Origin of the sequence: Streptomyces sp. SLBN-118 (assembly GCF_006715635.1) — a bacterium.
GTDB lineage: Bacteria > Actinomycetota > Actinomycetes > Streptomycetales > Streptomycetaceae > Streptomyces.
This window is the reverse complement of record NZ_VFNP01000001.1, coordinates 44,280-57,407: the sequence shown is the minus strand read 5'-3', so window position 1 is coordinate 57,407 and position 13,128 is coordinate 44,280. Positions and strand designations below refer to the sequence as shown.

General features: G+C 67.6%; 13 protein-coding genes and 2 pseudogenes. 11 read left to right on the top strand and 4 right to left on the bottom strand.

The genetic code is table 11. From position 1 onward, the window contains the following. Positions 1-682 precede the first annotated feature (682 nt). Together FBY35_RS00310 and FBY35_RS00305 are read left to right on the top strand one after the other, a co-directional pair. Positions 683-1,381, top strand: coding sequence for a hypothetical protein (locus tag FBY35_RS00310; RefSeq protein ID WP_142211850.1), 699 nt, complete (start codon positions 683-685; stop codon positions 1,379-1,381). A 42-nt stretch (positions 1,382-1,423) separates the two neighbouring features. Beyond that, positions 1,424-1,684, top strand: coding sequence for a hypothetical protein (locus tag FBY35_RS00305; protein WP_260848432.1), 261 nt, complete (start codon positions 1,424-1,426; stop codon positions 1,682-1,684). A 23-nt stretch (positions 1,685-1,707) separates the two neighbouring features. On the opposite strand, the gene FBY35_RS35955 is transcribed toward FBY35_RS00305, so the two are convergent. After that, positions 1,708-2,160, bottom strand: coding sequence for a peptidoglycan-binding protein (locus FBY35_RS35955; RefSeq protein WP_160159185.1), 453 nt, complete (start codon positions 2,158-2,160; stop codon positions 1,708-1,710). A 466-nt stretch (positions 2,161-2,626) separates the two neighbouring features. On the opposite strand from FBY35_RS35955, the gene FBY35_RS00295 reads away from it, so the two are divergent. From FBY35_RS00295 to FBY35_RS00275, 5 genes and pseudogenes are all read left to right on the top strand, one after another. Next, positions 2,627-3,422 (top strand): IS5 family transposase gene (locus FBY35_RS00295; RefSeq protein WP_222123135.1). Its coding sequence is split into 2 segments (ribosomal slippage): positions 2,627-2,964 and positions 2,963-3,422, totalling 798 coding nucleotides; the frame shifts between segments, so codons are not numbered across the junction. 50 nt (positions 3,423-3,472) lie between these two features. Further along, positions 3,473-4,290, top strand: a protein-coding gene (locus FBY35_RS00290) for an IS5 family transposase (RefSeq protein ID WP_142211848.1) whose coding sequence is annotated in 2 segments (ribosomal slippage) — positions 3,473-3,815 and positions 3,815-4,290 — 819 coding nt in all. Because the reading frame shifts where the segments join, the coding sequence is not laid out codon by codon here. 105 nt (positions 4,291-4,395) lie between these two features. Beyond that, a complete protein-coding gene (locus tag FBY35_RS00285) occupies positions 4,396-4,545 on the top strand; it encodes a site-specific integrase (RefSeq protein WP_260848431.1) in 150 nt (49 codons plus the stop codon). Positions 4,546-4,561: 16 nt separating this feature from the next. Next, a pseudogene (locus FBY35_RS00280) lies at positions 4,562-4,917 on the top strand (helix-turn-helix domain-containing protein). 283 nt (positions 4,918-5,200) lie between these two features. Further along, positions 5,201-5,560, top strand: a pseudogene (locus FBY35_RS00275) (glutathione S-transferase family protein); the annotation flags it as partial. Positions 5,561-5,621: 61 nt separating this feature from the next. Here the strand turns inward: FBY35_RS00275 and FBY35_RS00270 are convergent. Further along, on the bottom strand, positions 5,622-6,461 hold the full coding sequence (locus FBY35_RS00270) for a class II glutamine amidotransferase (RefSeq protein ID WP_142211847.1): 840 nt from the start codon (positions 6,459-6,461) through the stop codon (positions 5,622-5,624). A 309-nt stretch (positions 6,462-6,770) separates the two neighbouring features. On the opposite strand from FBY35_RS00270, the gene FBY35_RS00265 reads away from it, so the two are divergent. After that, entirely contained in the window at positions 6,771-7,868 is a 1,098-nt protein-coding gene (locus FBY35_RS00265) for a glutamate--cysteine ligase (RefSeq protein WP_142211846.1), read from the top strand. Between the two features lie 169 nt (positions 7,869-8,037). Here the strand turns inward: FBY35_RS00265 and FBY35_RS35950 are convergent, their stop codons facing one another. Together FBY35_RS35950 and FBY35_RS00260 are read right to left on the bottom strand one after the other, a co-directional pair. Further along, positions 8,038-8,205, bottom strand: coding sequence for a hypothetical protein (locus FBY35_RS35950; protein ID WP_160159184.1), 168 nt, complete (start codon positions 8,203-8,205; stop codon positions 8,038-8,040). 113 nt (positions 8,206-8,318) lie between these two features. Beyond that, positions 8,319-8,810: a metallophosphoesterase family protein gene (locus FBY35_RS00260; protein ID WP_142211845.1), complete on the bottom strand. Its 492-nt coding sequence runs from the start codon at positions 8,808-8,810 to the stop codon at positions 8,319-8,321. A 150-nt stretch (positions 8,811-8,960) separates the two neighbouring features. On the opposite strand from FBY35_RS00260, the gene FBY35_RS00255 reads away from it, so the two are divergent. From FBY35_RS00255 to FBY35_RS00240, 3 genes are all read left to right on the top strand, one after another. Further along, positions 8,961-9,569 carry a protein-L-isoaspartate O-methyltransferase gene (locus tag FBY35_RS00255; protein ID WP_142211844.1) on the top strand — a complete coding sequence of 203 codons (609 nt, stop codon included), beginning with the start codon at positions 8,961-8,963 and terminating at the stop codon, positions 9,567-9,569. A 550-nt stretch (positions 9,570-10,119) separates the two neighbouring features. Continuing rightward, positions 10,120-12,405, top strand: coding sequence for a DnaB helicase C-terminal domain-containing protein (locus FBY35_RS00245; RefSeq protein WP_260848429.1), 2,286 nt, complete (start codon positions 10,120-10,122; stop codon positions 12,403-12,405). Then, positions 12,405-12,977 (top strand): hypothetical protein, encoded by a 573-nt coding sequence (locus FBY35_RS00240; RefSeq protein ID WP_142211842.1) that lies wholly within the window; start codon positions 12,405-12,407, stop codon positions 12,975-12,977. Before FBY35_RS00245 ends, FBY35_RS00240 begins: the two co-directional genes overlap by 1 nt. Positions 12,978-13,128: the final 151 nt, after the last annotated feature.

The window sequence follows — 13,128 nt, the reverse complement described above, 5'->3', positions numbered from 1 at the left end:
TGGTTCCGTTGGCTTCGTCTCGTGGCGGAGTCGGCGGCAGGCCGTGTCAAGGCCTTGCAGACCAGTGCGAGCTGCTGCGGGGTCGGCCGACTGGATTGTGCAAGGAGAGTGCTGCGGAACTGAACGGCCGCTTCACGAGCTTGCTCGAGAGCCGCCGCACGCGCCAGCGCCTCAGCTTGGCCGCTGGTGATCCTGGACAACACAACCAGCGCGAGCGGCACGCCGAACATCAAGCTGGTAAAGCTGGAGAGCAAGTTGGTCAAGAAGGCCCGGTTGTTCCACCAACAGTGCTGATCGCCATACCAACCGACCCCGATGAGGAAGAATCCCAGCGGAAGACAGAAACAGGTCAGGCGACGAACCCTTGAATCGGTGCTCGCCCAGAATCGTCCCACTGCTCCACGCTGAGGCAGGTCCGCCATGCGATGTCCTCTCGATCTAGGACGGGACGGTAGCCGTCTGGATGTGCAGTTGCAGCGCATGACGCCGAGGTCGTGGTCACGCGCCGCCTGGGCCGCATCAGTCCTGCCTGGGGGTGTGGAGCAGCCGTCAGGGCGGAACACTGGGCCGCACGTTTGGGCCTCCAGCATGCGTTCGATCGGTCATGCCCGCGCCTGTCCTGATGAACGCGAATGCTCGGTTTCTGCTTCCCTGGCCCGGGCCTGGTGCCATCCTGCGCCGTATGAGAGCTATGCGTGGGGTGGGGGCTGCCGCGGTCGGTGTGGTGGCGGTGGTGACGATCTGCGGGTGTGCGGCCGGGGGTGAGCCGGACGCGAAGTCAGCCGCGACGATGTCGGACGCTGCCGCGCCGGATCCGGTGGTGGCGTCGACGGAGCCGGAGTATCTGCCCGGGCCGGAGGGAGCTCTGGACCGGCTGGCCGATGAAAAGGGCTGGGCGGTGCAGGACTCGACTCTGTACGCGTCGGCGTCGGCGTTCGTGTCGGACATCTGCGAGTCGTTGCCCGTGAGCGCGCGTGAGTCTTCGTCGCGGCCGCAGTGGCTGGCGGAGAGCGGGAACCTGGACGGCGACGGGAAGGCGATGCTGCAGGCAGGGATGCCGAATCTGTGCCCGGAGTGGGTGCCGGCGCTGAAGGCGGCAGTGTCGGGAAATTACGAACGCTGGTACACCAGCGGGACGTTCAAGGTGGTGGCCAGTCCGGCGCCATGGTCAGCCGGGTCGGAGGGTGAACCGGGGATCGCCCCGGGGACGTACCGGACGAAGGGGGACCTGGCCGACTGCTACTGGGAGCGGACGTCGAAGTCCGGGGACATCCTGGACAACCAGTTTGCGACTAGCGCTCAGTCCATCACGGTGTCGATCCGGTCCGGGGACGGCCAGTTTACATCCAAGAGCTGCGGTGTGTGGAAGCCCGTGAAGTAGCCGGACGCGGATCAGAGCGAGTTGGTCGGTTGCGAGCTCTTCGTGCGTCACGGCAAGGGCGCCCGCGGCTCGGGGCCGCGCGAGCGGATGGTGCCGCTGATCAACGGTGCCGACCGGACGCTGCGGTGGTTCATCGAGGACGTCTGGGGCCAGTTCGACGACGATCACACCCGCCCCGACGCCCCGCTGTTCCCGTCCGAGCGCACGAACTCCGACGGCTCCTCGTGCCGGGTCGCGACGACGCGTTGTGCAACGGCCTGGCCGCCGCGGCGAAGGCCCATCTGCGTGGCGCTGCCGACGTAGGCGGGTACATTCGGTAAACGGTGTCAGCCCATAAGAGGCCACATCTGTCGGCCGCAGATGCCGTCGACGATGACGGCTGGCGCGCCTGTTTGCTGGTATTGCTTGAGCGCGGCAGTTGTCTGTGCCCCGAAGATGCCACTAATGGGCCCCGGATCGAATCCCTGTCGACGGAGACACCGCTGAAGCAAGGCCACAGCACCGCCCGTGTCTCCCGCGCTGATAACGGGGATTCCCTGCAGGTCCTCGGCCGGAAGTGCTTCCCATGTTGCCGGTCCGACAACACCGTCGGTAGCGAGCCCGTTCGCGCCCTGGAAGGCCTTGACCGCGGTGACTGTTGCAGGCGTAAGGCCTCCGTCGACAGGTCCGCCATAGACGCCCTCTCGCTTCAGAGCCCTCTGCAGTAGTTCGACGACGTACCTTGGGCCTGGTCGCGTGATGCCGGGAATTCCTTCATGGAGCGTTACGTACGGCAGCATTTCTCCTCCAGGCGGCGTAGTTGTCTCTTCGTTCGCCTATCTCCAGCTTGTCACCAGAGATAAGGAGTCGCATGGTGAAGTCGACCTTTATCCGGGTTGTAGGAGCGAAGTTTGTCGCCCATTCAACCGGCTAAGTACGCGGTACCTAGCAGATGCTGGCATCGACAAGGCACACCGCCGTCTACCGCGCCAATCCGGGAGTTGATACTGGTGTGATCGCCTAATCAACTGTCGCCGGTTCCCCGAGGGACCCAGCCAGCTGGTGACCGACTGTGGTCGCCAGCGGCGTATCGGCTCCTGGTCCCCACCGGTCTCGTTGCGGATCCGGGTGGTGGTCTTGTCGTGGTAGCCGAGCAAGTCCGCTACGACGGCGCGCGGTATCGGCACGGGGCCGGAGAACAGCTGCGAACGGGGGGTGTTAAGACGTCGTCTCATTTGGTCTGTTCGATAGTCTGGCGTCGTGGGGATCGTTGAGCGTCGGGTGCCGGATGAGTTGTGGGAACTGTTCGAGCGGGTGGTGCCGCCTGCTCCCTCGCGGCCGCAGGGCGGTGGCCGACGGCGGTACGGAGACCGCGAAGTTCTGGCGGCGATCATCTTCGTGGCGACGTCGGGCTGCACTTGGCGACAGTTGCCTCCTTCGTTCGGGCCCTCGGGGCCGACGGCCCACCGGCGATTCAGCGAGTGGAGCAAGGCCCGGGTCTGGGCCAAGCTCCACCGCCTGGTCCTGGATGAACTGGGCGCACGCGGCGAGCTGGACTGGTCCCGCTGTGCGATCGACTCGGTGAACATGCGGGCCTTGAAAGGGGGAGCTGACGGGTCCGAATCCTGTAGACCGGGGCAAGAAAGGGTCGAAGGTCCACTTGATCACCGAACGGACCGGTCTGCCCCTCTCTATCGGCATCTCTGGCGCGAACCTGCACGACAGCCCAGCCCTTGAACCCCTCGTGCGAGGCATCCCGCCGATCCGCTCCCGCCGCGGACCGCGCCGGCGCCGACCCGCCAAGCTGCACGCCGATAAGGGCTACGACTACGACCACCTGCGACGTTGGCTCCGCTTACGCGGAATCACCCACCGGATTGCCCGAAAGGGCATCGAGTCGTCCCAGCGACTCGGCCGTCACCGCTGGACGATCGAACGCACCATGGCCTGGCTTGCCGGTGGCCGCCGGCTCAACCACCGCTACGAACGCAAAGCCGACCACTTCCTGGCCTTCACCAGCATCGCCTGCACCCTCATCTGCTACCGCCGACTCGCCAAATGAGACGACCTCTTAGACCGTGTCCTATATGGTGTTAGCTCGTTGGGCTGTTCATGGGGCGGGGTACGTGGAGTTGGATTGTTCCGGACGGGGTGTGGGAGATCGCGGAGCCGCTGATCCCACCGGCGAAGGTGCGGCCACAAGGTGGCGGAACCCAGGACACGCCTGATGAGACGCTGTTCGCCGCGATCATCTACGTGCTGGTCAGCGGCTGCGCCTGGCGGGCGCTGCCACCGTGCTTCGGCATATCGAAGTCCACCGCGCACCGCCGGTTCATGATCTGGTCCCGGGCCGGCGTGTGGGGCCGACTGCACGAGGCGATCCTGCACCGACTCGACGACGCACAGCTCCTCGACCTCTCCCGTGCCGTGCTCGACTCCGCCCATGTGAGGGCGAAAAAGGGGGCGAACTCACAGGTCCGAGCCCCGTGGACCGGGGCAAGCCGGGTTCCAAGATGCACGTCTTGTCGGACGCGAACGGACTGCCCCTCTTCGTCGGCGTCTCGGCGGCCAACACCCACGACAGCCTCGCCCTGAAGCCCATGGTCGAGGGGCACCAAACGAGACACGACCCCCACAGGGGCCGCCACTTCAAGCCCCAACGCCTCCACGCAGACAAGGCATACGACGTCCCGCACCTGCGGAAATGGTTACGCGGCAAACGCATCGGTGTCCGCATCGCCCGCAAAGGCATCGAGTCCAGCGAACGCCTCGGCCGACGCAGGTGGGTCATCGAACGCACCATGTCCTGGCTGACCGGCTACCGCCGACTCAACCACCGCTACGAACGCCATCCCCGCAACTACCTGGCCTTCCTCGGCCTCGCCGCCGCCCTCTGCTGCTACAAACGACTCATCCGCCTCACCACATAGGACACAGTCTTAGGTACGGCACCGAAGACCGGCCGTTGACCCGCAGCTACATCCGCGAGTGCCTGGTCGCTACCTCGCAGTCCGCGTCACACGTACGTCACGCACATGACCGAAGGCGGGGTGGACCGACGGTTCATCCAGCAGCAGGTCGGCCACGAGTGCGACAGCTCCCTGGCCATCTACACCCACGTCAGCGACGACTTCATGAACACTTCCCTGCACAAGGCACTGGTCCTGGCGTTCGCCGGGGCCTGACAGGATGGATCCGACGATGGCCGCCAAGCTCGACTACCACTGGCACCTGGGCAAGGTCATGGCGGACCGCGGGATGTTTTCCACCACCGACCTCATTCCGCCGTTCGCCGAGCGCGGCATCAGTCGAGCCAGATCTACCGGCTCGTCGTCGAACGCCCCAAACGCCTCAGCCTGAAAATCCTCATGGCCCTGCTCGGCATCCTGGACTGCACCATGGACGACCTCATCGAGCCCATCGCGGCGGCTGGGGCCGTGAAGAAGCCGAAGAGGGCCGCCGCCAGCGGCGACACGGCGCCCGACTCGGACGGACTCGGCAGGCTTCGGCCACAGCGGGCCAGGATCAGGGATGTTGACGACCGTGACCACCGCTGACCATCTCGACCGCGCCGTCGCCGACCCGATCGGCCTGGTCACGGACCTGATTTCCGACATCGAGAAGAAACTCGAACCCGAGACCATCCGGGCCGTGGTCATCGCTGTCGCGGTCGGCCGCGCGAAGTCTCGGCGCCTCACCGAGGCCCTGGCAATGCGGCCCACCGTCCTGACCGACGGCCGGTCCCCGGCTCCCCGGGTTATCGGCGACTTGCTCATCGAGTTCCGCAAGGCCGGCGCCTATGTGAAGCCAGGTGGAGGGTACTCGCGCGATAGCCGGTACATGACCACCCGGACTACCGCTGACGGACGCGACGGTTTCCCTGTGGAGCCGGGGCGCTACCGTCTGGTGGTCAGCCGGGTGTGTCCGTGGGCAAGCCGGGCGGTGATCGTACGGCGGCTCCTTGGGCTGGAGAATGCGCTGTCGATGGCGATCGCCGGGCCCACGCACGAGGAGCGCAGCTGGACGTTCGACCTCGACCCGGGCGGCCGCGACCCGGTGCTCGGCATCGAGCGGCTCCAGGAGGCGTACCTCGCCCGCGAGCCTGGCTATGACCGGGGCATCACGGTGCCGATCGTCGATGTGCCGACCGGCAAGGTGGTGACTAACGACTTCCCGCAGGTCACGATCGACATGTGTCTGATGGCAACTCCGAGCGCTGTCGCCCAGGCGGACGCGATCACCGGTCGCCCGCTTCGGGCTGTCACCACTGCCCATCGGAGGGAACGAAGGGCCGCAGGTCGAGTTCTCCGGCGTGAACAACGCTGTAGGTGTTCTCCGGGACGGCGTTCCAGGCGCCGGGGAGGCTGCCCAGCGGCTCGGACACGACGAGGCGGGTGTCCTCGGACACATCCTGCAGGAACTCCACATCGGGGTGGAGGGCGCGCAACGTCTCCACCCGGTTGCTGTAGTACAGCGAGCGGGAGGCGCCTTCGCTGGAGTAGCGGAAGGTCCACAGCTGTTCGCCGTCGCTCACGGCGATCGTCATCTGCAACGGGAACTCCACTCCCTCTGCCCGGCCTACCTCCTCGACGTACCCAGCCATCCGCGCCACGGCGCCCGGCACGTCCTGATCCAGCCCGAAGGTGAGGGCCAGGAAGAACATGACCTCGGAGTCCGTCGACCCTTCGATGAGGGAGAACAGGACCGGGTCGACGGCCATGGTGAGGTTACGCCGCAATCGGTGGAATTCGGTGACCGCGCCGTTGTGCATCCACATCCAGCGGCCGTGACGGAACGGGTGACAGTTGGTCTGCTGTACGGCCGAACCGGTCGAGGCCCGTACGTGTGCGAAGAACAACGGGGACCGGACATGGCCCGCGATCTCGCGAAGGTTGCGGTTGTTCCATGCCGGGCCTGTGTCGCGGACCACGGCCGGGGTCACCGCGTCCTCCGCGTACCACCCGACGCCGAAACCGTCGCCGTTCGTCGTCTCGACGCCGAGCCGGGAGCGCAGGCTCTGGTCGATGAGGGAGTGCTCCGGCCGGTAGAGAACGTTCTCGAGCCGGATGGGCGTACCTGAGTAAGCGAGCCACCGGCACATGGGCGACCGTTTCCCCTTTCCGCTGGTCGAGCGTGCACCGTCAGTTAAGCCCCGAATCGGGAGCGGCGCTATCGTCCCTTCCCGGCGTCGCTGGCGGAGCGGCAGGTCAGGTTGCCGCTACCGGCCCGCCTATCCCGTTCACCGGTCGGCAAACGGGTGATTGACGTTCGCACCGCGAGCCGTCGCCTGGAGGTGTCGCTGCCCCTTTCGGCGGGAACCCGTCGGCTAGCCGTCGGCGTGGATCAGAGATCCGCGCGGCGGGGTGCAAAAGAAGAACCGCTGCGGCCGGGCCGCGGAAAGGCAGTCGTCGTGCGCAGCGTGGGTGTCGAGGAAGAACTGCTGTTGGTGGACGCAGAGAGCGGTGAGCCTCGGGCCTTGTCGGCGGCCGTGCTGGCCGCCGCTTCCCGGGAGGCCGTCCGTAAGGACAGGAACCAGGTCTTCGAAGCGGAACTGCAACGCGAGCAGCTTGAGTTCGCCACCCGGCCGCAGGTCGCCATGGGGGATCTCGCGACCGAGATCGGGCGCTGGCGGGCCGAGGCCGCCCGCCAGGCGGAGCAGGTGGGTGCGGCCGTCGCCGCGCTGGCCACCTCTCCTCTGCCCGTCAGTCCCTCGATCGGGTTCGGCGAACGGTACCGGTGGATGGGCGAGAGGTTCGGGCTGACGGCGCAGGAACAGCTCACAGGGGGATGCCATGTGCATGTCTCGGTCGACTCGGACGACGAGGGCGTCGCAGTCCTGGACCGCGTCCGGCCATGGCTGGCCGTTCTCCTGGCGCTGAGCACAAACTCCCCGTTCTGGCAGGGCAAGGACAGCCGGTATGGCAGCTACCGCAGCCAGGTCTGGGGCCGCTGGCCCTCCGCCGGTCCCATGGAGCTCTTCGGCTCCGCGGACCGGTACCACGAACACGTGCGAGAGTTGCTCGGCACCGGCGTGCTGCGCGACGAAGGCATGATCTACTTCGACGCCCGGCTGTCCCACCAATACCCCACCGTCGAGATCCGGGTCGCGGACGTGTGCCTGGACCCCTCGACAACGGTGTTGCTCGCCACCTTGGCCCGTGGCCTGGTGGAAACGGCGTCCCAGCAGTGGCGCAATGGCGAGCCGCCCGCCCGGCACGGGGTTGCCCTGCTGCGCATGGCCACCTGGCAGGCCGGAAGGTACGGCCTGGAGCACCTGCTGATCCATCCCCTGACGATGCGGCCCGCGCGGGCAGAGACAGTGGTGCGGGCGCTGTTCGACCACGCGCGGGACGCCCTCGAAGACACGGGTGACCTCGTGTCCGCCCAGGAAGCGATCAGCACACTGCTGGCCACGGGTAACGGAGCGCAGGTGCAGCGCGAACTGATGGAGCGGACCGGCAACCTCCGGCGCGTCGTCATAGAATGCGTGAGCCGCACCCGGGGCTGAGCGGAAGGGCCGGACGCCGCGCAATGGGGCGGCCGCCAGGTGAGGCCGACGGTGGGCTCGGGTGAGGTCCTCGCTGGCGGCCGTGGAACACTTCGAGATCGTTGGGACGACGGCAGCACCGACGCCGCAGTCGATGAAGCGGACTTCCGTGACGGCGGGCGCCGGGGGCCTACGGATCGAGGGTGGGCGCGGGCAGCACCCGGCCGACGAATGGCTGGGCGTCTTCGTCGCCGTACGGCTCGGCGTGTCCGAGGGTGAACAAGGTGACGACGGCGGCGCTGCAGTTGGCCATGCCCACCGGATCACCGGTGAGTTCGTTGGTGAAGGTGACCGACACGGGTCGGCGGCAGTGGTCAGCCCAGCGCCTGCGCGGCGCGGCGTAGACCTTGGAGCGGCGATGGAACGCTCGGCACTGTCCGCAGCTCCTTGGCGGCGATCTTGCTTCTCACGTCACAAGCGGTGCAGGTGAACCTCAGTCAGCTGCCCGTCAACCACTTCTGCGGTCATGTACGTACAGTGGGGCTGCCGCCGACGGTCGGTCGGGGAGCCGGGGTTGAGCAGCCGCAGACCACCGGGAGCCGTTGTGTCCCACGGGATGTGGCTGTGCCCGAACACCAGTACATCCAGGTCGGGGAAGCATTCGGCGCACCTGCGCTCACGGCCCTGGGCAGGGCCGGTCTCATGGACGGCTCCGAAACGGACGCCATTGAGTTCGACCCGGGCCACCTCGGGCAGCCTGGAACGCAGTTCGGGTCCGTCGTTGTTGCCATACACCGCGACGAGCCGGGCCGCACGGCTTTCCAGGAGCTCGAGCGTCGAAACGTCGACCCAGTCGCCGGCGTGGAACACCACGTCGGCGTATGCAATCCCGTCCAGCAGGGGTGCCGGCAGCTCACGAGCGCGCTTGGGCACGTGCGTGTCCGAGGTGAGCAAGAGATGCATGGTCTCCACCCTGCATGATTGGACTCGCCCCCGCAGCGAAGAGGCGAGGACGGCGCTCCGGGCAGCGACGGGAATGGCCGCACCAAGCCGATCCGACCGGCACGAGGGCAGCAGGCTGCTGCCGGTAACCTTGTCTGGGGGACGCAGACGATGACCCAGCCCAGCCCCGGCCTCACTCCTGAACATCTGGTCAGGACCGCCCGCGCCCTCGGCGTGATGGGTGAGCGCCTGCTGCAGGCCATGCGCGTCACCCCTCGCTCGGCATTCGTCCCCGCCTCCCAGCACGCGACGGCGTACGCGGACGTGACGATTCCCATCAGCCACGGTCAGGTGACGACGCAGCCTTCCCTCGTGGCCATGATGATTGCCACGCTCGGCCTCGCCGGGAGCGAGCGTGTCCTGGAAATCGGCACTGGATACGGCTTCCGGACCGTGCTGCTGGCCCGCCTCGCCACGTACGTCGTGAGCGTCGAGCGGTGGCCGGACATAGCGGAGGAGGCAAGGGGCAACCTCGCCGACGAGGGCGTCGAGAACGTCGAGATCGTCGTCGGCGACGGCGCCCTCGCCATGGCCGGCCACGCCCCCTACGACGCCGTCATCGTCTGTGCCGCCTTCCCGCAGGTGCCGCCGCCGCTGGTCGAACAGCTGCGGATCGGTGGCCGTCTGGTACAGCCGATCGGCCCGGGCGGCCAGGAGGAGGTCGAGCTGTACGAGCGGGCGGCCCACGGCCTGGTGCGCCGCGGATCCGGGTGGTCGTAGCCGCCCATTCGTCCGCCTGTACGGGGACCACGGATATCCGCCGACGGCCTGGGTGACATGGTGGCGGTCCTCGGCGTCGATGCGTGCCCGGCCGGGTGGGTTGCGGTCGAGCTCCGGGACGGTCGATTCGCGGGGGCGCGCCTGGGCGCCGATCTTCGCTCGCTGCTGCGCGAGGCAGAGGAGGCCGCAGCAATCCAGACCGAAAGAGCCTCAATAATGAGTGAGTTACACGGAAAACATTGTGACTTTACCTAAGAACATGAGTGGATTCTGATACCGTGATACGGAGTTGAGTGTTCTAGGAGGGTGAGTGAGTCAGTCGCCACGGGCAGAGGCAGCGATGAACGCGACCCAAGCTCGAAACGCCCTGTACGCCTTGGTGAAGAGCGCCGAGGAGGACGGGGTCTCGACGCGGATCCACAAGCGGCAGGATCACGCTCTGTTGGCGCCTTTGGACCGCCTCCCCGCGGCCCGGAAGCCGGAAGGCCTGCCGTCCCACTCGCTTAGCGCCGCCCAGAGGGATTTCGGTGAACTCGTCACGCTTGCGGCAATGGGTCAGCCGCAGGTGCTCCTGCGGAACACCACACCGGTCGCGGTGCTGCTGCCCGTCGACGCTGCCTTCGGTGCCCTCTCATCCGATCCTGCCGCGCACACCGGCGCGGCGCCGGCAGGAGGTGCGGTGAACAGCCAAGGCAATCCAGAACGCGACAGCGCGCCGCGCAGGCTCGCCACGCTGGGCGACGCCATCGGCGCCGTGCTCACCTCCGGCCCGGCGGCCGGCGGCCCCATGTTCGGGCTGCCCGGCCTGGACGCCGCGACGGGCGGTCTCCAGCCGGGCCGGCTGATGCTCGTGGCGGCCGCCCCGAACGTCGGCGGAAGTCTGCTGGGGCTGGCCGCCGCACGGCAGACCGCGCTCGTCGACAACCACCGGGTCCTGTACGCGGCGTCGGGACCGAACCGGGCCGACATCACCCGCCGGATCATCTCCGCGGAGACCGGGGGAGACTACCCGCGCCTGAAGCAGGGCCGCCTCACCGAGCATGAGCAGCAGGTCGCCCAGCAGTTGGTGCATGCGCCGCTGATGATCGATGACGGCAGCGACCTGACCGCTGAGGCTATCGCCGATACAGCCCCGCACGTCCCAGACCTGGCGCTCGTGGTCGTGGACCGGCTCCAGGCCGCCCACAACCCCCGCCTGCCGCTGTCAGGGAACCGTCTCCCGGACGCCTCTCAGGTCCTGGCCGGCCTCGCGCGCACGCTGCACGTCCCGGTGCTCGCCATCGTGGACAGCGACGATCCCACGCTCCTACGTCTCCTAGAGGCCGACGTCCTGGTGATGCTCGCACCGACCGCTGACCCTGCCAAGGTCCAGGTGACGGTCGCGGAACGCGACTTCGGCGCGATCGGCTCGGCGTACCTGCGGCCCGACCTGCTGCGCGCACGCTTCCTCGACGCCGGAGCCGCTCCCGTCGGTCGTACGGGTGGCGAAGGATCCGCGCGGAGTCTGGGCAGTGCGGTGGAGCGGGAGTTGGCCGAAGCGGCGCTTCCCTACACGTCCGGCGCCCAGCAGGGGCTGACAGCCTCCGTGACTCATGTCCTGGCCGCCCTGCGCACCGCACTGGCCAGCGGCGACCCTGAAGCCTTTGCGGAACTCGGGCCGTCCCTGGCTCAGGCGGCTGCGGCGCCGCCTCAGCCACCGGACACCGCCGAGGGACGCCGCCTCGCCGCCGCGCTTCACGCATACAGCGCCTCCGTGTCCGCCGGCACCACCGGGCAGCCCACCGCTGTCCAGCCCACCGCGGACAGCGGGCAAGTTCCCGACGACCTCGACGAAGAGGACAACGACGACGGTCTGGCGCCGGGGGATGAGGAAGACGAGCCCGAGGGAGCGGTCTTCCCCGCCCTCAGGATCCTCAAAGACGCGGTCGACCGCTCCAAGATGCACCCGATCAAGGTCATCCGCACCGAGGAACGGGACAGCGGTCCGTGGCCACTGATCAGCGAGGACATGGACGGCGAGCCCCGCTGGGTCCACCCCGACGTCACCAGCACGCGCGTCGCCCACACCAGGGCGAACGGAAAGCGCGTCAGGCGAGACAAACTCCTCGTCCCCGACTCCTTCGGCGAGGGCGTCATGTGCCTGATCGACCGTAACGGCAGCTACCCATCCGCCTGTTCGGCCGTCCCCCTCGCCCCGAACAAGCTGCTGCACACCGGCCCCCTCAAAGCGTTCGACAAGACTCAGGCCGGCATCTACCTCATCGACATCCCGGAGTGGAACCACCCGGACATGCCGCACCCTCTGGGCCGGATCATCGACCGGCCCGACGACCAGGGCCGCGTGTGGGTGACCACCCCGCACATCAAGCACGTCGAAAAGCTCGTCAGGGAAGGCCACCTCGCAGCCGCGCCGACCATCCACGACTCCTGGACCGGGAAGGCCAACGAGTCCCTCTTCAAGCCCTTCTACGCTGCTGCCCGGCAAGCACGTACCGAGCTCGTCCAGATCGGCGGCGACCCCTACAAGGCCTACAAGACCCGGCTTTCCATCGCTCTGCGCCTGCTGTGGCCCAAGCGCACGGAACAGCGGTCCCCGTTCTGGCGGCCCGACTGGCGCATGAGCATGGTCGCCGAGGCATCCGTCCGCCACTGGACCATGGCCTTCAAAGCCGTCCAGGACGGCCACAAGCTCATCGCCCTGCGCAACGTCGACGCGGCCATCTTCTGGACCCCCGCCAACACGCCGCCTGCTACGTACCGGATCGGGACCGGCTTCGGCGAAGTGAAGGCCAAGTTCGTCCAGCGCGACGAGATCATCCCCGAAGGTGACGACTGATGGCCGGGCCCACAGGCCGCGGACGCTCCCTGGGCGCCGCCCTCAACGACCTCCTGCGCTCCCAGGTCACTCCCCGGCACCGGCTGTCGTCGTACAACGCCCGGCACTGGCACGCCCAGCTCAGCCAGCTCACCGCAACCCACCGCGGATACCAGGCCCTGGAAGACGCCGGGCTCCACGTGACCACCAAGACCCTGGTCAACTGGCTCTCCGACCCCGATTACAACATCCGCCGCAGCTACCGCGACCTCATCCACACCGCCTACGAGAACGCCGCCATCGTCCCCGCCGACCCGATCCCCGATTACGTCAAGGACGGCCAGTTCGAGATCAGCGGCACCGTCAAGACGGGCGATGACGAACGCGAGCGCGGCACACGGCAGGCCGCGCCCCTGCGCATCGACGGGCGCAGGGGCAACTGGGACGAGATCGAGGAACTCTGGGCCGCCGGCGAGCTCACCGACGACGAATTCGAGGACCACTTCATCGACGACGTCATCGTGGAGGACATCGGCGAAGGCACCGACGGATGGGACTTTCCCGGAAGTTCGTACTCCGTCGAGCTCAGGTGACACTGCTCGTCCACACCGGCGCCCGCCGGACAGACCACCCAGGTGCCGCAGTCGCAGACTCGGCCCGTCCACGACTGCCGTAGCGGCAAAGGAGCCCGCAGATGAGTAACCGAACAGACCAGCCGAAGTTACTTTCTGATCGCCGTGCACA